We start from the raw sequence: 19135 nt of genomic DNA, 5'->3' as shown, positions 1-19135 counted from the left end.
GATCAGCTCCGTGTCATGAGGATTGCGCCAAAGGCTCCGACGCGGGCAACGAACTCTGGCGGAACGACGATCGTCGCATCACGCTGCTCGATGACGGCCGGCCCCTGGATCGCATCGTTGGGGGTGAGAGATGCGCGATCGAAGACGCGTACCTCGGGAATGAGTTTGTTGTGGAAGCGCATCGAACGAACCGTTTTGAGCGCACCGCCAGCCCCGGACGTTTCCGGTGTTGTGGGCTGAGGTATCGACATCGATCCACGCACGCGCATGCGCAGGTCGACGAACTCGACTGGCGCCGCTTTGTCGGCATGGCTGTAGATGCGTTCGTGCTCTTGGTGGAAGGCGGCATGCATTGCGGCAATGTCGTGCGCTTCGATCGCCGTATCCGGCAGCCGCACGTCGACCTGGAAGGACTGCCCGACGTAGCGCATCTCGGCCCAGCACTCGAACGTTTTGGACACGAGACGCTCCGGCGGTGCCTGCCGCGATAACCATTCGGCTCCCTGCTCGCGAAGGACCTGAAACTTCTTCGCGATGAGAGAACCATCGATATCAAGGCCGTGGACGGTTTCGAGCGCGTCATTGCTCAAATCAGAGACAAGGCCCCCGAGGGCACAGAATACGGAAGGTGTCGCCGGCACAAGAACGCGGTTCACGCCGATCTCGGCCGCAAGGAGCGGCCCCTGGATCGCGCCAGCTCCGCCGTAAACGAGCACCGTCAGATCTTCGGGATCGACGCCCTGGCGTGCGAGATAAGGCAAGACACCGGCCACCATGTTCGAGCTTGCGACCGTGACGCACATTTCCGCGGCGCTGAGCACGTCCGTCTTGAGAGTCTCCGCAATCGGCGCCATAGCGCGTTCGGCGGCATGACGATCGAGCTGCATATCGCCGCCAAGAAGGGCTTCAGGCAAATAGCCCGCAAGCAAAAAGGCATCGGTCAGCGTGGGTTCCGTGCCGCCTCGGCTGAAGCAGGCAGGGCCAGGATAGGACCCAGCACTGCGCGGGCCGATACGCAACACCCCGCCATCAATCGTGACGACCGAACCGCCGCCTGCGCCGATCGCCTCGATGCTGGTAACTGGCATGACAACCGGAAACTCACCCACCTCGGCCGAAGTCGAGGTCAGAGCTTCGCCATCGCGCACGAGCGAGATGTCAGTGCTGGTGCCACCCATGTCCATGGTGAGGATGTTGTGTTCGCCCAAGGCGCGGCCGAGATATTGCACAGCCGTCACGCCAGACGCCGGACCCGACAGAAGCGTATGGACGGGGAAGTTGCGCGCCTCACTGGCGGCCATCGCACCACCGTTCGAGCGTGTGACGAAAAGTTGCGACCCTGGCAACCGTTCAGCCACATAAGTTTCGACCGCACCGATATACTCGTTCATCCGGCGCTTCACGAAAGCGTTGAGCACACTGACGATCGCTCTTTCGTATTCTCCGATCCGCGGCCAGATCTCGCTGGACAGGCTGACCTCGGCATCTTCGCCGACCGCTTTACGGATAGCCCGCGCGACCGCTTGTTCATGCTGCGGGTTGGCGTAGCTGTGAAGCAGCGCGACCGCGTAGCCGGCAGCACCTGCGTCGGCTGCACGACGGGCAAGTGCCTCGACTGCGGCCTCGTCGGTCGAGGTTCGAACCAAGCCGCCGCGCAGCAGTCGTTCCTCAACCTCGAAAACCATCTCGCGATCGATCAGCGGCCTGGTTCGGGTCTCGAACAGGTTCAGAGGGTTGCGGACGCCGATCCGCTGCAGTTCGAGCAGGTCCCTGTATCCCTTCGTTACGAAGAACGCGATCTTGGGGCCTTTTCGCTCGATTACGGCATTCGTGCTGACCGTGGTGCCGTGCATGACGAAGGCTGCCTCGCCCGGCTCGGGCGCGAGCCGTTCCAGTAGTTTTTCAAATCCCTCGCGGAAACCGTTTTCGAAAGCGGGAGGAGTCGAAGGAACCTTCAGAGTGACGATCCTGTCCTCTCCTTCACGCCACCCGCAAAAATCTGTGAACGTCCCACCGATATCAACGCCGATTCTAAGCATCTGCCGCTCACCCTCGCTTCTTCAGTTGGTCGGCCTGCGGGGTATTTCGATCTATTCTGGTCTGCATGAAACCTGTCTCCGTCCTGGAATGATCATCGCGATATTTCAGCGATGAATACGCTGCTCACTCCGTTTGGAGAATTTGCATATCCCACCGATTGATTGGCAACGGCAATCAATCGGAACGGATGAGACTGGCCTGCTTATAGAAAATGAGGGCGACGAAGGTGACTGAGATTAACCGGTCGCGTCCTGTGGCTCGCGACGGCCCTAGGACCGTGCCGCCTTCATAACATTTGAACATCGCCGTATGCCTATTACTGCCCTTGTAGCATGGACGGCAACGCCTTATCCCTAAGCCGAAGGCAAGAATTCCAAGATAGCCAGATCCGCAATCGACCCGCTTCACATGGTGATCATCTGTTCAAGACTGATGAAACCGAAGCAAAGAAGGTCCTCAAAACTTGGCCGTCAAACGGCGACAGCTGGACACACTGTATAGCCGACCGCACGAGGATTGAAGGATGCGTCTGGCTCACTGGGGGCTAATGGCCACGGATCGAACGTTTCGCCCGGGCACGCAAGCCTTCGTATTGTGAGAAAGTTAAATGGATCACGAGTTCGAGACAGCCATTGTTGGCGGCGGCGTAGTGGGTGCCGCAATTGGATACGGGTTAGCCAAGTTGGGGCGCCGGGTGATCATCATCGATGGCGCGGACGATGCGCTGCGTGCGTCCCGAACGAATTTCGGCCTGATCTGGGTTCAGGGCAAGGGCGACGAATATCCTGAGTATCATCGCATCACGCGGCAAAGCGCTGAGCTGTGGCCAGGTTTTGCATCCGAGTTGAAAGAACTGACAGGTGTCGACGTGGAGTATCGCCGCAACGGTGGTTTGCTCTTCTGTGTGTCGGAAGCTCAGGCGGAAGAAGAAAAAGCGATCGGCGAGAAGATGGCTGCCATTCATCCTGACTATCGCTTCGAGATGCTGGAGCGCTCGCGCGTTGAGCGCATGCTCCCCGACATCCGTCTCGGGCCGAAGGTGTGTTCAGCGTCGTTCAGTCATATGGACGGTGACGTCAATCCTCTGCTGGTCCTTCGCGCTATGCTGGACGGATTTGTGCGCCTCGGTGGAACCTTGATGACGGGCGAACACGTCGACAGCATCGCGCCTACGCTTGGCGGCTTCCGACTGGCGACGGATGGCCTCACGATAGAGGCGGAGCGGGTGATTATTGCAGCGGGAAATGACTCCATGGCTTTTGCCAAGAGCCTGGACCTTCCGCTTCTGCTCGTCCCGGAAAAGGGGCAGCTTCTCATCACGGAACGGGTCGCCCCGGTTTTCCCTTACGCCGCCAGCGGTATCCGTCAGACCATGACGGGCACGTTTCAGCTCGGCGTTACGAATGAACGTGTGGGCCGGTCTACCGACGTGACAGATGCCGGCGCACGTCATATCGCCAATCGCGCGATCAATGTGATGCCTGACGTCGGCGCGTTGCGTGTCATACGGCAGTGGGCGGGACTACGCGTGCTGACCCCGGACGGGGTGCCTGTCTACGATCGGTCGCGGCGATACCCAGGTATCCACGTCGTCGCATGCCATTCCGGCGTCACCCTTGCCGCTCTGCATGCAGGTCCTTTTGCCGAATGGTTGGCAGCCGGTGGAAGGGAGCCATCCTACGACGCTTTCCGCGGCAGCAGATTCAAGATGGGGATCGCGGCGTGACGAGTGAAATTCTCTTTCCCTCCGGCCAAGCCGTGGAAATCACCATCGACGGTCGTCTCGTGACCGCTCGCGATGGAGAGCCTCTGGCCGCCGTCTTTCTGCGTCTGGACGACATCCACACGCGGACCTCCTTTCCTTCCGCCCAACCCAGGGCGCCCTACTGCATGATGGGCGTCTGTTTCGAATGTGTCGTGCACGTCGAAGACATCGGCACGATCCGAAGCTGTCAGCAAACGGTTCACGCCGGCATGAGGGTCGAACGCCATGACCATCCGAAGAGGCTGAAATGAACCATCATTCGAGCGCCGACCTGTTGATCGTCGGAGCCGGCCCCGCTGGCATGGCCGCAGCGAGGCGCGCTGTGCGCGGCGGTCTGTCCGTCATCGTGCTGGATTCGCAATCACAGCCTGGAGGTCAGATCTGGCGCAATGCCGGCCGCAACGCGACGAGCCCAATCATAAACGTTCTGGGGGCGGAATATCGACGCGGTGTCCGGCAAGTCGAAGCATTTCTGGCCTGTGGCGCCGACTACATCCCGGATGCTCAGGTAAGCAGGCTCAGCCAGGGTTGGACGGTGGAATACGTCTGGGGCGGAGAAATTCGCTCCGTCAGGGGACGGCATCTCTTGCTCGCTACGGGCGCACAGGAACGCCCGGTTCCGTTCACCGGCTGGACGCTACCCGGCGTCATGACGGTCGGCGCCGCACAGATCCTGTTGAAAACGGCCGGCCAGTTGCCACAGGGGCCAGTTGCCGTGGTCGGGAGCGGACCTCTTCCCCTACTATACATGCAGCAGATGCGGCTCGCCGGGACAAAGCCCGTCGCTTATCTAGATACGACCCCTCGGGGTCTCATCAGCCGTTCGCTGCGCGGTTTTCGCGGGGCGCTTCAGGAGCCCGGCCAAATCCTGAAAGGGATTGCCTGGTTACCGCAGTTCAGTGGCGTTCGACACGTACGCAACGTGGTCAAAATCAGCGCCGAAGGAAGCGGACGACTGGAAACTGTACGGTTCGAAACTTCAAACGGCAGGTCCGACCGATTGGAGGTCAAATCCCTTCTTGTTCACGAGGGGCTGGTGCCAAGCCATCAGTTAGCGGTGTCAGTCCGCGCGCAACTGATGTGGGATGTCGGCCAGTCAGCGTTCCGGCTTGAGCGCGACGAGTGGATGAACGCAGGTCCGGACGGACTGTACATAGCCGGAGACGGTGCGCGGATCGGAGGCGCCGTCAATGCCGAGATCGAGGGAGAGATCGCCGCGATCGGCGTCCTTCTTCGTGACGGCGCTCTGACGGCCGCTCAGGCGGATACCGAGACAAAACCGCTGAGAGCACAGCATAGCCGGCAAAAGTCGTTCCGGCGATTTCTGGATGGGGCCTACCCGCCGAATATTGCGCGGACCCCGCCGGACGACGCAACGATCGTCTGCCGGTGCGAGGAGTTGAGCGCGGGCGTGTTGAGGGAAGCTGCTGTCCGTGGCGCTTGCCGAGGCCCCAACCAACTGAAGAGTTTTACGCGCGCGGGCATGGGGCCCTGTCAGGGAAGGCAGTGCGGCTACCCGGTGCACGAACTGGTGAAGTCAGTTGCCGGGCTGACCGCCGGCGAGGTCGGCCTGTTCAATCCGCGGCCTCCCTTCGTTCCATTAACGGTGTCGATGCTGGCAGCTCAGCAGGCCGAGGAAGTCGTTTCAGCTTCGACACATGAGTGATCGTTCGGCCATCGCCGCGGTGCGGTGGCCAAAGTTGCAGTCAAGAAATGATCGGTGCTGGCGCAATCAAAGCTTCGCGGCATCGCAAGGAGAATGAGTTGAAGACGTGCCAAATCCTGGGAGCTCCCGTTCAAAGTGGCGCATCCCAACCTGGATGCCTGATGGGACCTGATGCGTTTCGGACTGCCGGCTTAACGCAAGTTTTGACGGAGCTGGGCTGGCTTGTCACCGATCTCGGAGATGCGACGCCGACGATCGAACCCGAACTCAGCCACGCCAATTCCGCGGTGAAGAACCTCGATGCTCTGGTGGGATGGACGCGCAGTCTGTCCCAGAAAGCTCTGGAGATGGCCCGCAGCTGTGATCTTCCGGTCTTTCTCGGCGGCGATCACTCGATGTCTGCTGGCACCGTTTCCGGGGTGGCCCAACGAGCAGCCGAGCTCGGCAAGGAGCAATTCGTCCTTTGGCTGGACGCGCATACAGACCTGCATAGCCTCCACACGACCGCGAGCGGCAATCTCCATGGGACTCCTGTAGCATATTATACGGGCCAATCCGGCTTCGAGGGGCTGCCGCCGTTAGCCGCGCCTGTGAATCCGCGCAACGTATCGATGATGGGGATCCGCTCCGTCGATCCGGAAGAGAGGCGCCGGGTTGCCGAGACCGGTATCGAAGTCGCCGACATGCGGGTTCTGGACGAACAAGGGGTCGTACGCCCGCTCGAAGCTTTTCTTGACCGCGTAAGTAAGGTCAGCGGCAGATTGCACGTCAGTCTTGATGTCGATTTCCTCGATCCCGCGATCGCGCCAGCGGTGGGCACGACCGTGCCCGGCGGGGCGACCTTCCGGGAAGCCCACCTCATCATGGAGATGCTCCATGACAGCGGTCTCGTCACCTCGCTTGACCTGGCGGAGCTCAATCCTTTTCTGGACGAGAGGGGGCGCACTGCCCGCCTGATGACGGATCTTGCCGCGAGCCTGTTCGGCCGGCGCGTGTTCGACAGGGTGACAACAGCATTTTGACCACCGGGTGTGGCCCGGTGCGATCGAGGTTTGCCTCTCGCATCGAGACAAACCCTTCGAAACCAGGAGGAAGAAGATGAAGGTTGGAATAGCCGGAGCAGGATCGATCGCCATTGGGTATGCGGCGTTCCTCTCACAGAATGGCCATGAGCCATTGATCTGGTCGCGTTCACGCGAAAGAACTGCTGCTTTCTCTGCCGGCGCACTGGTGAAGATCACGGGTGCGATCAGCACGGAGTTCCACCCGCATATTTGCACGAACGCCCAGGAATTGGCCGAAGCCGACGTGATCGTGCTGGCACTGCCCGCCTATGGCCACCGCTTTGTTCTCGACGCCCTTCTACCGCACCTCAACGCACGTCATTCGGTGATTATCAGCGCCCATCTTTCCTTTGCGGCGCTCTACCTCGCCAAGGGGCTGGCCGAGCGTAGCATCGAAATCCCGATCACCGCATGGAACACCACTGTGCTGACCTGCAAGCCGCGGGCCGCGGATACGTTCAACATCGGCGCCATCCGGGCAAAGGTCGATATGGCGACGGTGCCGACACGTTTCGCAGAACGGTCGCACGAAACCTGTGTCGCTCTGTTCGGTGATCGCTTCGACGTGAAGGACGATATCCTCACGATCGCGTTGAGCAATCTCAATCCCCAGGACCATATGGGCATCGCGCTGTGCAATCTGTCACGTATCGAGCGAGCTGAGGAATGGGGTCAGAACACAAACGTCACGCCTGCCGTCGGCCGCTTCCTTGAGGCGCTCGATCTGGAGAGGCTGGCAATCGCTTGCGCCTTCGGCAAGACGGTCCGGTCGACCTTCGATCACTTCCGATTGTCGTTCGACCTATCCGGCCAATCGGTTTCAGAAATATCATCGATCCTGGTCGAGCGTGGAAGCGACCCGGCAGGCCCGAAGAGCCTCGATACTCGCTACGTGCTCGAGGACGTTCCCTTTGGTCTGATCCCCACCCTGCATTTGGCAAAAGCAGCCTGCGTGTCGGCGCCTTTGCATGAAAGCGGCGTGCGAATTTTAAGCGCCTGCTACGGACGCGACTTTTCCGAAGAAAACGACCTGCTTCCAAACCTCGGCCCGCTGGATCTGCCCACGCTCAAGAAACGGGTAGTTGCCGGGTACGCGACCACGGTCGAACCCGTGTGATCCGGGCTCGTCCGACAGTCTATCAAACCAATGAAGGGGGCCAAAAGATGCCTGCAATTGCCAACCTCAACATCGTTCCGTTCATCAGTGTTGAGAACATGATGGACCTGGTGGTCAGCACCGGGGTCGAGAACTTCCTTGTTCAACTGGCCGGCTACATTGAAGAAGATTTCCGGCGCTGGGAAAGCTTCGACAAGATTCCACGCATCGCCTCGCATTCGCGGGACGGCGTGATTGAACTCATGCCGACGAGCGACGGCACCCTCTACGGCTTTAAATACGTCAACGGCCACCCGAAAAACACGAAGTCGGGACGGCAAACGGTGACCGCGTTCGGCGTGCTCTCCGATGTCGATAGCGGCTATCCGCTGCTGCTGTCGGAAATGACAATCCTGACGGCCTTGCGAACGGCCGCAACCTCCGCGATCGCGGCAAAATATCTGGCGCGTAAAGATGCGCGCACGATGGCGCTGATCGGCAACGGTGCCCAGAGCGAGTTCCAGGCGCTCGCCTTCAAGGCGCTGCTCCGTATCGATCGGATACGGCTTTACGATATCGACCCGGAGGCAACCGCTCGCTGCAGCCGCAATCTCCAGCGGTTCGGGTTTCAGATCGAGGCGTGCACCTCTGCGGAACAGGCGGTCGAAGGTGCCGATATCATTACGACAGCGACGGCCGACAAGCACAACGCCACGATCCTGAGCGACAATATGATTGGGCCCGGCGTCCACATCAACGGCGTCGGCGGCGACTGCCCAGGCAAGACCGAGATGCACCGCGATATCTTGCTGCGTTCGGATATTTTCGTGGAGTTTCCGCCACAGACCCGGATTGAAGGCGAGATCCAGCAACTCGCGCCAGATCATCCTGTGACGGAGCTTTGGCGCGTAATGACTGGCCAGGACGTCGGCCGAAAGAGCGACAAGCAGATCACGCTTTTCGACAGCGTCGGATTTGCGATCGAGGATTTTTCGGCGCTGCGCTACGTCCGCGACCGCGTTGAGGGATCAAGCCACAGCAGCCCACTCGACCTCCTAGCCGACCCAGACGAGCCAAGGGATCTTTTCGGAATGCTGCTCCGCCGGCAAGCCCTGCTGGCCGCGTCCTGAACCTGGGAAGGCTCACAATATGACATCCCCGCCTGAGAATTCAACACAAGCGCTCTCGCCTCATCGCGATCGTGCATCTGTTCTCGGCGAGGTTCATGCGCGCCCGTTTCGCCCGATCGAAACGCCAGCCCGTCTTGTCCATTTTGCGTTTCAATCCGTAGAGCCTGACAGGGATGCGGAGCGCAGGATACTCTCGGCGCTTTGCGAGGAAAAGGGCCAGGGGCCTATTCCGGCCCACGCTCGACATCACCGTGTGTCATTCGAAAATGTTCATCTGCGCTGGGAACGGCACAACGAATTCACGACATATTGCTGGTACTACAAACACCCGGGACCAGAGTGCTTCTCGCTCGCGGCGGCTTCCATGGCCCCCGAAATGTATACGCTCCCCCAGCCCGGCCCGCACCTCGTCGCCGTAGACCTGCATATTGTCGAAGCCTCTTCCACACCCGAGCTGGGCACGATTTTCGCGAAGGAATCCCTGTGCGTTATGACCGCTGAGAAGGGAGCGGTCACCGTTGCGACGGATTTCAAGCCGGATAACCATGGCTTCGTGAAAATCCTGGTCATCAACACCGACGTGACGGCCATGCGCATCGGTGCGCTGGTTCAGCGTCTGCTGGAACTCGAGACCTATCGGCTGCTGGCACTTCTATGTCTTCCGGAAGCTCAACGGTTGGAGCCTTCCATCCGGGAGATCGAAAACGCGTTGGTTGAGACGACCCAGGAAATGACAGGGGCTCTCGCACTGGAAGACAACGAACGTCTCTTGGACAAGCTCGTCGTCCTCGCTGCGCGACTCGAGGCAGGGGCCGCGAAGTCATTGTTCCGTTTCGGGGCTAGCCGTGCGTATCAGAACATCGTGCTTGGCCGGATCAGCGCCATCGGCTTCGAACCGGTGCCCGATCAGGAAACTTTCCCGGCGTTTCTCAACCGGAGAATGGCGCCTGCATTGCAGACCTGCTTTTCAATCGAGGAGCGACAGATCAACTTGTCGCGGAAGCTGGCGCGTGCAACTCAGCTGCTCCGTGCGAAGGTCGACGTAGCGATGGAAAAGCAAAATCGCGAGATTCTGGAGAGCATGAGCGAGCGGGCGCAACTGCAGTTGCGATTGCAGCAAACTGTCGAGGGTCTCTCGATCGCCGCTGTTAGCTACTATGTTGTCGGTTTGCTCGGATACACTTTCAAGGGTGTGTTCCATACTCTTCATTTTTCAAACGATGAACTGGCAATGAGCATTCTAAGCCCGATCGCGATCGTGGCTGTCGCCTTGTTTGTGCGGCATCGCACGCGACATACCCATTTGGCACCAAAAACGCCCTAGCAGGCATGAAACAGGCGGTTTGAGAAGCAATTCTCGGATCGGTGCTGGAACGAGAAATTCTGGAGACAACAGATGGCTGAGCAAGCCGAGGGCAAGTCTATCACAGAACAGGAACGCGAAATCAATCTTCTCGCGAACTACCGGCCGATTGGAATAAGGGCGGTTATGTCTGCCTGCCTTGCACAGAAACGTTCTTCGACAGCTTCCGCTGAACCAATTGACAGCGGTCGCGCAGCTGGCTGTCGGACGAACAGCGACGACGAGGCTGGCAACGCCTAGAAGGAGATAGAGAATGCAGCATTGGCTGGACAAGCTGACCGATCTTACCGCAATTGAGGGCGATGAGTGCATCCTCAAAACGGGGCTGGCGGACGTCGCCGACCATTTCGGCTTCACCGGCTATGCTTATCTCCACATCCAGCACAAGCACATCATCGCCGTGACCAACTATCATCACGATTGGCGGTCGCTCTACTTCGACAAGAAATTCGACGCTCTCGACCCGGTCGTCAAACGCGCAAGATCCAGGAAGCACGTCTTCGCCTGGTCTGGCGAGCAGGAGCGCCCGAGACTATCGACAGAAGAGCGTGCCTTCTAGGGGTCGGAACAAGGTTTGTTCCCACAGGCACGCTAAGGCGGCACGAAGCGTGAACGTGCATCTCCGACTGGCGCCAATTTCCCACTAACATCGTCCCAATGGGGAACTCTCGCCGTAAATAGGTCATGATCGGTAATGAGCTTCGGTGTTTTGGGGACCGAACCGTTATGTCGAAAGCATTGAAGAAGATTTCGATCAGTTTGTTAGTTCTGGCTGCCGTCGTTTCATCGACGATATTCCTTCTCAACACCAATCTTCTCGCCGCGCGGCCCGAAGGTGAACCTATCCTCCTTGCACATCGCGGGATTGCACCTCGATACGATATGACGAACGTCAAATCTGACACGTGCACTGCAACGCGAATGCTGCCTTCAGCTAACGTTTTCATCGAGAATACAATCGCTTCCATGAAAGCCAGTTTCGAGGCCGGTGCGGATGCCGTTGAGTTTGACATTCACCCGACGACGGACGGAGAATTTGCGGTATTTCACGATTGGACCCTCGACTGCCGAACCGACGGTCATGGTGTCACCCGCGAGCATTCGATGACAGACCTACGGAAGCTCGATGTTGGATATGGCTACACTGCGGATGGCGGAGAGACGTTTCCGTTCAGAGGTAAGGGAATAGGCCTGATGCCAACGCTGAAAGAGGTGCTGGAGGCCTTTCCAGGAAAAAGCTTTCTCGTGAACATCAAGAGCAATGATCCGAAGGAAGGGGACCTATTTGCTTCCTATCTTAAGGCATTTCCTCAGGAGGTAACCGGCAAGCTTTTCGTCTATGGCGGAGAACGCCCGATTGCAAAGCTTAAGGCATTGATGCCGGATTTGAAGACAACGACCAGAGTGTCAGCAATGGCTTGCCTGAAGGAGTATGCGCAATGGGGATGGGCCAGCATAGTGCCATCGTCCTGCAGGAACGGCGTCGTCTACATTCCGATCAATATGGCGCCTGACATGTGGGGCTGGCCCTATCGCCTGCTTGACCGGTTTAGAGGGGCCGGCAGCGAGGTCTTCATTATCGGACCCTACCATGGCGGAAACTATTCTAATGGCGTCGATACAATTGCCGACCTCAAATCGCTTCCTGATGACTGGTCTGGCGGGCTCATGACAAATGAACTGGAGTTGCTCGCACCAGCCATGGGACGCAAATAGCGGCTTCGATCAAGCCGCACGAAGGAGTCGACCGGGCAGCCGCAAGGGTCTGAAGCCTTCGGGCATCTGGTGCTCAGCGTCCCATGAATAGATGCCGGTGAGATTGATATGCTCCCAACTGAGCGGCGAAACGTGCTTTAACAACTCGTCAGGGACATGCCGTCCCTGCTGTCGCATGTGGGTTGTGGCCCGGCTAAGATAGACTGTGTTCCAGTGCACGATGGCGCTGACGACCAGGTTGAGGCCCGAAGCACGGAATGCCTGGCTATCAAAGGAGCGGTCACGGATTTCTCCGCGCTCGTGGAAAAAGACGGCGCGCTTGAGCTTGTGGGCAGCTTCGCCCTTGTTGAGACCGGCCTGACAACGTCGGCGGAGTGCCGGCGTTGAATACCATTCGGTCATGAACAACGTACGCTCGATGCGCCCGACTTCGCGGAGTGCTCTGGCCAACTCGCCGGATTTCGGCGAGGCGGACAACCGCTTGAGAATCGCCGACGGCGCTACGGTACGTGTGGTGATCGAGGCGGCAAGGCGCAGGAGTTCGTCCCAATATTCCATGATGAGCGCGGTGTTGATCGGTGCCCCGATATGATTTGCCAGTGAGGGATAGGCGTCGGCCTTCTCGAAGGTGTGGAATTTTCGATCCTTTATGTTGCGAAGGCGCGGGGCGAAGCGCTTGCCGATCAGGCAGAAGAGCGCAAAGACATGGTCGCTGGCACCGCCGGTATCCGTGAATAGCTCCTCGATCTCCAAAATGGTGTCGTGATCAAACAGGCCGTCGAGCACATAGACGGCCTCACTCTCGGTCGGGCTGATCGGCAGGATGCTGTAGTAGCCGTACTGGTCGGAAAGGCCGCTGTAGAATTTCGCGCCCGGCTCGCTGCCATAGTGAAGATTGATATCGCTGCGTCTGGCGGCTCGGTCGCTGGCACGGAAGAACTGCCCGTCGGATGACGCTTTCGTTCCATTACCCCAGATTTGCGAATGAGGATGGCGAGTGTGGGCATCGGTCACAGTCGCCTGCGCAGCCCGGTAGGTTTCTGAGCGTGCGTGGAAGCTGCGCATCCAGCCGATTTGGTGAGCGCTGATCCCCTTGGATGCTCCCGCCATGCGCTTCGGACCCAGATTTGTGCCATCGGCAAGCACGCCGGCCAGCATGGCGGGAATGTTTTGCGGTACATCTCCAGTTCGGACATGAGTGAACTGGTCGGCGAATCCTGTCCATTCATGCACTTCCCGCAGGAGATCGGGGACCTCGACCAGAGGATACATGTCCGTGATTTCGGCATTGAGGACTTCGGCCGCGGCCGGTACATCGCTGGCAAGCGGCGTCACGATCAGCGTGCCGTTCTCCATCCTGACGCCATCAAGTTTCCCGAAACGGGCGCGCCAGGCCAGTTGTTTGAGATTGGCGTCCACCATCTGCCGGACCTCAGTAAGCCAGGCAGCGCAGTCAGCTTGGACACCGATCCCGAGCCGATCCTGCTCCTTGAGGGCGACAAAAGCTGGCTTTGGCATAAGATGTTCGTCAATCGGCCGGAATGAACGGCTGCCCTCGACCCAGATATCGCCTGAACGCAGCCGGTCACGCAAATGCGCGAGCGTAGCAATCTCGTAAAGCCGCCGATCCGGCTTTCCATCCTCAAAAACCAGTTTCTTCTCGGTTGCGCCAAGATGGCCGATGGGCACACGATCCGGCAGAACACGACGCCCTTCTACATAAAGCGCTTTCAACGTCGCGACCGCAGAAAGCAGCGGATCGTGCCGGCGGCGCGAATGGAACGTGAATGTTTGAAGGAAAACACCGGCGAACTTTCGGATATTCCCATGCTGCTCGGCCGCTAGCACCAGCGGCGCAGCGTCAGCGCTTCCCACAATCGCTTCAAGGCCGGGTTTGATCTGAAGCAGTCGATGCCAGCCGACTTGTCGATTGACCGTCGCAAGCGCATCTTCATCGGCATCATTCGCGGCCTGCAGGGCGACGATCGTGTCGAGGAACAACCGCAGAGCTTTGGATGTTTCAATGCGCGCGTTCATGTGCCGCTGCTTTTTCCGGTTGTTAGCCTGGGAGAACAGCCGGCCCATCAACTTGATAAACATCATCACGGCATCGTCGGTGAGCTTCTGGCCAAGCTTGATGACCTGTGCCACGATCGTCGCGCGCCGACGGCTTGCGCCGAAGTCTCCGGCAAGCCATGCCGGCACCGCGTCTCCTTCCCGGACGATCTGGTCCCATCGTCCGGAAGGAATGCGGGCCTGCAAACGAGGATCGATCCCGACCGAGCGCAGGAACGCGATGCGCTCCGTCAATCCGACCAGGTTGACCGCACCCGGTGCGTCGGGAGCTGACCGCAGCCAGTGGAAACGCGTCTGTCCGATCGCCGGATCGACGTCCAACAGTGTATCAAGGGTCTCCAGCTTTTGCGGGTCGATATCCGAGAGTAAAGCACTCTCGGCGCGACGACGGGCAAGCGCACGAGCTGCAATGCCTATTTTCTCAATGGAATGTTGGGAAGGGAGCAATGCTTTCTGCCCTCGAAAGGCGTTCACGACCGCTGTGGCAATCGGCAGTCCCTTGTCTCCTGTCGCAGCCGCTTCGGTCGCAGCCAACAAGGCCCAGTCGGCCCGAAGCTGCGATTTTGGCCAACTCAAAGAACGGATGGTGAACTCGTGATCACATAGTCTTATGGCGAGCCTTGACCTTCCAAGGCGCGGTAGACAGTCATCCTGGAAATGTTCAGCTCACGAGCGACGGCAGCTTTCGTTGCACCAGCCGTGATCCGCCTGCGAATCTCGGCGTCATCGACATTCTTCTTCCTGCCCTTGTAGATGCCGTCAACTTTTGCTGCGTCGATGCCCGCACGTTGTCTGTCTTTGATGAACTTGAGTTCCATGTCCGCGACCATGCCGAGGATGGTGATGACCATCCGGCCCATGCTGCCCGCCGTCGTCACTTCGGGTTCAAGGACGCGCAGGGACGCGCCCTTTTCGTCAAGCTCATGAACAAGATTGAGAACGTCGCGGGTGGAGCGGCCAAGCCGATCAAGCCGCAGCACCACCAGCTCGTCGCCCGCATGCAGAAACTGCATGATGGTTTCCAGCTCGGATCGCCCCTTCCGGGACGCTCCCGATCCGGTTTCTGATCGGATGATTTCGCAACCTGCGGCCTTCAGACGCTCGTTCTGAATATCAAGGTCCTGATCTGTGGTGCTGACGCGAGCGTATCCGATGCGGGCCATAGCAATTCTGTAACATTAGGGTGATTCCGATTGTGTAATGTCACTTTGAACGAAAATCCACCCTTTTGTTACACTTCGCCCACGTCACATTTGAATGTCACTCTAGGGCGTACCCAAAAGTGATGCTGGGCAGAACGCTGTCGCAAAAGTCACCCGCTTCCGGCGGACTTTTACGACCGACATTTGCGACACGAATTGCGCGCGATGTCAGCCCGCAATTTTTCCAGTGAAAAGTCAGGATATTCGCGAACGGGGAACGCTATGCCGTCAGCCGTAATCCGCCATCGCAAATGATCGTCTGGCCCGAAATGAATGTGTTATCGATCAGGAAGGCGATGGCCTGCGCAATGTCCTCAGGCGTTCCGACGCGCCCAACGGGAGTTTTTGCGGCGAAGTCAGCAAACACAGGGACCTTCTGTTCGCCCGTGAGAAAGTTCCACCACGGCGTGTCAATCACGCCCGGCGACACGGCATTGACGCGCATTGGCCGAAGTTCAGCAGCGAGGATCGGCACGAGTGCAGCGACGGCGGCGTTGGCGGCGCCGATGCCGGCGGTGCCGGGCATGGCAGCATGGGCCGTCACCGCCGAGATGAAGGTCAGGCTACCATCCTTGGCGAGATGCGGAAGCGCCGCCTGCGCCGTGGCGAAATGCGCGTAGACCTTTTCCTCGAAACCGGACTTCACATCGGTGAGCGATACTGATGCGAAAGGACCAGCGCCCTTGCCGCTGCCAAGCGCTAGAACAAGATGATCGAAACTGCCGGTTCGCTCGAAAGCTCCGGGCAATCCGCTCGGATCGGCGGCGTCCATGACCAGCGTATCAAGATTGCCGGTCAGGAGATTACGGGCGGTGTCCAGCCGCTCGGCTTTCCGGCCAGTGATCGTAACCCTGTGACCTTGGCCGAGAAGTAGCCGGGCGGTGGCGAGACCAATTCCGGATGATCCGCCGACGATGACGATATGTTGGGAAGACATGGGAGTTCCTTTCGTTGCGTTGAAACTGGATCAGGTGGTCACACGACGGGGTTTGAAAGCCCCGTGAGTTGGAAGCTGAGTGCCCGAAGTCTCTGCCGAGCGTCGGCGTCATAGGCTTGGGCCTGGGCGCGAGAGGGCCGCAGCCCGTCAAAATAGAGGCCGGATCTATCTTGGAGATCGGGTGAGATGGCCAGATTCAGGATCGCATCAGCGCCTTCATCGACGCTGCTTGTGGGTGACACACCGTCGCCGCGCACCATGGCCGTTGCCATGTATGTTGCCGGGTGCAAGGCATTCACGGTGACGCCCGTTCCCTTCAGTTCTTCGGCGAGATCGAAGGTGAAGAGAATTTGCGCGAGTTTGCTCTGGCAGTAGGCACGCCGACCGCTATAGCCACGCGTCAGCATCACCTCGGAGAAGTCGATCGCCTGTTGGCCGACAGAAGCGACATTGACAATGCGGGCGCGCGGGCCGCTTTCCAGTATCGGCAAAAGCAACCGGGTCAGCAGGAAGCCTGACAGGTAGTTGACCGCAAAGCGCAGTTCGAAGCCATCCGGGCTTTCGCAGCGCCCCGGATAAGCGCCGGTAACACCGATACCGGCATTATTGATCAGCACATCGAGACGGGAGTGATCGCGGAGAATGGTGTCGGCCAGGTCTCGGACTTCAGAGAGAGTTGATAAGTCGGCAGAATGGAATGCCGCTTTCCCTCCGGATTGTATAATGGCTTGAACAAGGCTTTCGCCACGATCCCGGTCACGACCATGGATCAATATCGTTGTCTCGGGAGCCGCCAGCCGTTCGGCCACCCGGCGACCGACGCCATCGGTTGAACCCGTGATCAGGATCGTTCTTGTTGTCTCCGCCATAACATCGCCTTCCACGCAAATCGCTGTTGAAGGTGATTTGCGCCGAATCGAAAACGGCAAACAGTTCTGGTTTGATCATGGTATCAATACTGCTATGATGAGCGAATGATGGATGCACTTGTGGACCACATTGACGCGCGGAGAAAAGAGTTCGGGGATTTCCTGCGCTCCCGCCGCGAGCGGCTGACGCCCTCTGCCGTTGGCCTTCCCAACGGCTTCCGGCGGCGCACGCCGGGTCTCCGCCGTGAGGAGGTTGCGCTTCTCGCCGGGGTCGGCACCACTTGGTACACATGGCTGGAACAGGGCCGCGACGTGCGGCCTTCAGCGGAAGTGCTCAACGCACTTGCCGAGGCTCTGAATCTCGATCCGGCCGAACGCCAGCATCTGTTCACGCTGGCTGATCGCCCATCACCGCAAACCCGTTCCCATGGTCCTGAACAAGTGCCAGGCGCACTCGCCCGGATGCTCGACAGTATGGCCGGGCAGCCGGCCTATGTGCTGGGCCGTCGCTGGGACGTGCTCGCCTGGAACGCGGCTGCCGTTACCGTCTTCGGCGATTTCGGACGCCTCGAAGGCGATGCCCGCAACATGATGCACCTGATGTTCGTGAACGAAGCGCATCGGCGGCTTCTGGCGGATTGGGGCGATCTCGCGCCACTATCGCTGGCGATCTTCCGGGCGGACAGTGCCCGATATGCGGGCGATCCGGATTTCGAGCGACTGATTGCCGTTCTGACGAAGGAGAGTCCCGAGTTCCGCGCATGGTGGCCACGTCACGATGTCGTGCTTCAGCCCTCCACCGTGAAACGCATTCGCCACCCGTCAGCCGGCCAACTCGAATTCGAGTATATGAGCCTCGACGTGAGCGAATCTCCGGGTATGCGTTTTGTCGTTTGTACGCCGAGGCAAACTTAAATCGGGGATTTGCGACTGAAGGGGCATCAAGCCAACTACCGAGCGTCCGCTGCTGAGATCGTCGCGAATACAGCGGAAGGCATGTTCCTCACCGCTGCTCAGGGAAGCCGCCGGGATTGAGCGTCAACTGCATGAACACGAGGTCAAGCCATTTGCCGAATTTGGTGCCGACCTGCTTGAGATGACCGACATGCTCGAAGCCGAGCTTCTCATGCAGGCGTACGGAGCCGAGGTTCTCGGCTTCAATCCCAGCGACCATAACGTGCTTGCCGATCGCTCGCGCGCGCTCGACGAGGGCCTCCATGAGTTTCACTCCCGTGCCTTTGCCGCGCTGGTCCACCCTCACATAGACGGAATGTTCGACGGTATGTCTGTAGCCATCGAAGGCTCGCCAGTCGCCGAAGGACGCGTAGCCGACGACCTGACCGTCCTCGCCGATAGCCACCAGGACTGGATAGCCGAGCCTGCCTCGATCGGCCAGCCAGCTATGTCTGTTAGCCTTATCGACTTCGGCGTCGTTCCAGATTGCTGTCGTGTTCGCGACTGCATGGTTGTAGATGTCGGTGATGCCGGGAATATCTGCTTCGATGACGTCACGTATTTCCATGGTCGCTTCCATTTGTTTAATATGATAGGTTTATGTCTACTATATTAAACATGTTGGTGCAACGCATTCCGCCGAAGTCAGCCTACGGTCAATGCCGCCACTGCATAAACGCACTCCCGCTCGCTTGCGTTCTTGAACACGCAATCGGTTGGTGGGCCGAGTTCCAGGCAATCTCCTTCCTTCATTTCGTGCTGCGTCTGGCCTTCTACAAACACGAGCTCTCCAGACAGGACCCATACGAGCTGGCGGAGGAAGGCATAGGCTGAGGCTGGCATGGGCACCTCCTTGCCAGCGGGAAGAGTCACGTTGACAAGATCCAGCGGCATGTCCGAGCGTGGTGAAACGTGGCGGCGGAGATATCCCGTTTCAGGATCGGCCCAGACGGGCTGGTCAGCCTTCCTGAGGAGCCGACCCTGCTGTATCTCCGCTCGCGCCATCAGCGTGGACATGCTCAAGCCGAAAGCGCCAGACAGCTTGCCGAGCATGTTTGCAGTGGGGCTGCTCTCGCCTCGCTCGACCTTATAGACCATCGCGCGAGAAACTGACGCCTTGGCTGCGAGGTCGCTCAGGGACCAACCCCGACTTTCGCGCTCGGTCCGAATACGCGCTCCAATCCGCTTGTCCATATTATCTGTGCTCATCGTGCTACGATAGTAGACGCGGATTTGACTTTCAAGCGACGTCGCTTC

The 19135-nt window shown here is 59.1% G+C and carries 16 protein-coding genes and 1 pseudogene; 10 read left to right on the top strand and 7 right to left on the bottom strand.

The annotated features are described in order from the left end of the window. Nucleotides 1–2 precede the first annotated feature (2 nt). A complete protein-coding gene (locus ADU59_RS01370; RefSeq protein WP_068950945.1) occupies nt 3–2039 on the bottom strand; it encodes a hydantoinase/oxoprolinase family protein in 2037 nt (678 codons plus the stop codon). A 608-nt stretch (nt 2040–2647) separates the two neighbouring features. On the opposite strand from ADU59_RS01370, the gene ADU59_RS01365 reads away from it, so the two are divergent. From ADU59_RS01365 to ADU59_RS01320, 9 genes and pseudogenes are all read left to right on the top strand, one after another. Then, complete coding sequence (locus ADU59_RS01365) at nt 2648–3766, top strand: NAD(P)/FAD-dependent oxidoreductase (protein ID WP_068950943.1); 1119 nt, start codon at nt 2648–2650, stop codon at nt 3764–3766. Then, entirely contained in the window at nt 3763–4056 is a 294-nt protein-coding gene (locus ADU59_RS01360) for a (2Fe-2S)-binding protein (RefSeq protein WP_068950941.1), read from the top strand. Before ADU59_RS01365 ends, ADU59_RS01360 begins: the two co-directional genes overlap by 4 nt. Continuing rightward, a complete protein-coding gene (locus tag ADU59_RS01355; RefSeq protein ID WP_068950939.1) occupies nt 4053–5471 on the top strand; it encodes an FAD/NAD(P)-dependent oxidoreductase in 1419 nt (472 codons plus the stop codon). The genes ADU59_RS01360 and ADU59_RS01355 overlap by 4 nt, the downstream gene beginning before the upstream one ends. A gap of 47 nt (nt 5472–5518) precedes the next feature. Beyond that, entirely contained in the window at nt 5519–6493 is a 975-nt protein-coding gene (rocF, locus tag ADU59_RS01350; RefSeq protein ID WP_099050721.1) for an arginase, read from the top strand. A 76-nt stretch (nt 6494–6569) separates the two neighbouring features. Continuing rightward, nucleotides 6570–7652: an NAD/NADP octopine/nopaline dehydrogenase family protein gene (locus ADU59_RS01345; protein WP_068950937.1), complete on the top strand. Its 1083-nt coding sequence runs from the start codon at nt 6570–6572 to the stop codon at nt 7650–7652. Between the two features lie 47 nt (nt 7653–7699). Next, nucleotides 7700–8761: an ornithine cyclodeaminase gene (locus ADU59_RS01340; protein ID WP_068950935.1), complete on the top strand. Its 1062-nt coding sequence runs from the start codon at nt 7700–7702 to the stop codon at nt 8759–8761. A gap of 19 nt (nt 8762–8780) precedes the next feature. Beyond that, on the top strand, nt 8781–10085 hold the full coding sequence (locus ADU59_RS01335) for a DUF3422 domain-containing protein (RefSeq protein WP_068950933.1): 1305 nt from the start codon (nt 8781–8783) through the stop codon (nt 10083–10085). A gap of 292 nt (nt 10086–10377) precedes the next feature. After that, nucleotides 10378–10680: pseudogene (locus tag ADU59_RS01325) on the top strand (autoinducer binding domain-containing protein); the annotation flags it as partial. A gap of 170 nt (nt 10681–10850) precedes the next feature. Next, nucleotides 10851–11840: a glycerophosphodiester phosphodiesterase family protein gene (locus ADU59_RS01320; RefSeq protein WP_068951014.1), complete on the top strand. Its 990-nt coding sequence runs from the start codon at nt 10851–10853 to the stop codon at nt 11838–11840. A 9-nt stretch (nt 11841–11849) separates the two neighbouring features. On the opposite strand, the gene ADU59_RS01315 is transcribed toward ADU59_RS01320, so the two are convergent. The 4 genes from ADU59_RS01315 to ADU59_RS01300 all read right to left on the bottom strand — a co-directional run bounded on the left by ADU59_RS01315 (nt 11850) and on the right by ADU59_RS01300 (nt 16924). Then, nucleotides 11850–14501 (bottom strand): Tn3 family transposase, encoded by a 2652-nt coding sequence (locus ADU59_RS01315; protein WP_425331989.1) that lies wholly within the window; start codon nt 14499–14501, stop codon nt 11850–11852. 23 nt (nt 14502–14524) lie between these two features. Further along, complete coding sequence (locus tag ADU59_RS01310) at nt 14525–15079, bottom strand: recombinase family protein (protein ID WP_068950929.1); 555 nt, start codon at nt 15077–15079, stop codon at nt 14525–14527. 259 nt (nt 15080–15338) lie between these two features. After that, nucleotides 15339–16055 (bottom strand): SDR family oxidoreductase, encoded by a 717-nt coding sequence (locus tag ADU59_RS01305; protein WP_068950927.1) that lies wholly within the window; start codon nt 16053–16055, stop codon nt 15339–15341. 38 nt (nt 16056–16093) lie between these two features. Beyond that, the gene (locus tag ADU59_RS01300) at nt 16094–16924 is read right to left on the bottom strand and encodes an SDR family NAD(P)-dependent oxidoreductase (RefSeq protein WP_068950925.1); all 831 of its coding nucleotides are present in this window, start codon (nt 16922–16924) and stop codon (nt 16094–16096) included. 108 nt (nt 16925–17032) lie between these two features. On the opposite strand from ADU59_RS01300, the gene ADU59_RS01295 reads away from it, so the two are divergent. After that, nucleotides 17033–17839 carry a helix-turn-helix transcriptional regulator gene (locus tag ADU59_RS01295; RefSeq protein ID WP_068951012.1) on the top strand — a complete coding sequence of 269 codons (807 nt, stop codon included), beginning with the start codon at nt 17033–17035 and terminating at the stop codon, nt 17837–17839. Nucleotides 17840–17927: 88 nt separating this feature from the next. On the opposite strand, the gene ADU59_RS01290 is transcribed toward ADU59_RS01295, so the two are convergent. Next, a complete protein-coding gene (locus ADU59_RS01290; RefSeq protein ID WP_068950923.1) occupies nt 17928–18446 on the bottom strand; it encodes a GNAT family N-acetyltransferase in 519 nt (172 codons plus the stop codon). 77 nt (nt 18447–18523) lie between these two features. Next, entirely contained in the window at nt 18524–19087 is a 564-nt protein-coding gene (locus ADU59_RS01285; RefSeq protein WP_068950921.1) for a helix-turn-helix domain-containing protein, read from the bottom strand. Between the last annotated feature and the right edge of the window lie 48 nt (nt 19088–19135).

Origin of the sequence: Pararhizobium polonicum (assembly GCF_001687365.1) — a bacterium.
Taxonomy (GTDB): domain Bacteria; phylum Pseudomonadota; class Alphaproteobacteria; order Rhizobiales; family Rhizobiaceae; genus Pararhizobium; species Pararhizobium polonicum.
The sequence above is the reverse complement of the archived record's forward strand: the minus strand, read 5'-3'. Positions and strand labels throughout refer to the sequence as shown.

Excerpts from the sequence above, each read along its gene's own strand:
- ADU59_RS01285 (WP_068950921.1), bottom strand. The coding sequence starts at position 19,087 with ATGAGCACAGATAATATGGACAAGCGGATTGGAGCGCGTATTCGGACC.
- ADU59_RS01310 (WP_068950929.1), bottom strand. The coding sequence starts at position 15,079 with ATGGCCCGCATCGGATACGCTCGCGTCAGCACCACAGATCAGGACCTT.
- ADU59_RS01365 (WP_068950943.1), top strand. The coding sequence starts at position 2,648 with ATGGATCACGAGTTCGAGACAGCCATTGTTGGCGGCGGCGTAGTGGGT.
- ADU59_RS01340 (WP_068950935.1), top strand. The coding sequence starts at position 7,700 with ATGCCTGCAATTGCCAACCTCAACATCGTTCCGTTCATCAGTGTTGAG.
- ADU59_RS01335 (WP_068950933.1), top strand. The coding sequence starts at position 8,781 with ATGACATCCCCGCCTGAGAATTCAACACAAGCGCTCTCGCCTCATCGC.
- ADU59_RS01300 (WP_068950925.1), bottom strand. The coding sequence starts at position 16,924 with ATGGCGGAGACAACAAGAACGATCCTGATCACGGGTTCAACCGATGGC.
- ADU59_RS01295 (WP_068951012.1), top strand. The coding sequence starts at position 17,033 with ATGGATGCACTTGTGGACCACATTGACGCGCGGAGAAAAGAGTTCGGG.
- rocF (WP_099050721.1), top strand. The coding sequence starts at position 5,519 with ATGATCGGTGCTGGCGCAATCAAAGCTTCGCGGCATCGCAAGGAGAAT.
- ADU59_RS01320 (WP_068951014.1), top strand. The coding sequence starts at position 10,851 with ATGTCGAAAGCATTGAAGAAGATTTCGATCAGTTTGTTAGTTCTGGCT.
- ADU59_RS01370 (WP_068950945.1), bottom strand. The coding sequence starts at position 2,039 with ATGCTTAGAATCGGCGTTGATATCGGTGGGACGTTCACAGATTTTTGC.
- ADU59_RS01345 (WP_068950937.1), top strand. The coding sequence starts at position 6,570 with ATGAAGGTTGGAATAGCCGGAGCAGGATCGATCGCCATTGGGTATGCG.
- ADU59_RS01305 (WP_068950927.1), bottom strand. The coding sequence starts at position 16,055 with ATGTCTTCCCAACATATCGTCATCGTCGGCGGATCATCCGGAATTGGT.
- ADU59_RS01290 (WP_068950923.1), bottom strand. The coding sequence starts at position 18,446 with ATGGAAATACGTGACGTCATCGAAGCAGATATTCCCGGCATCACCGAC.
- ADU59_RS01355 (WP_068950939.1), top strand. The coding sequence starts at position 4,053 with ATGAACCATCATTCGAGCGCCGACCTGTTGATCGTCGGAGCCGGCCCC.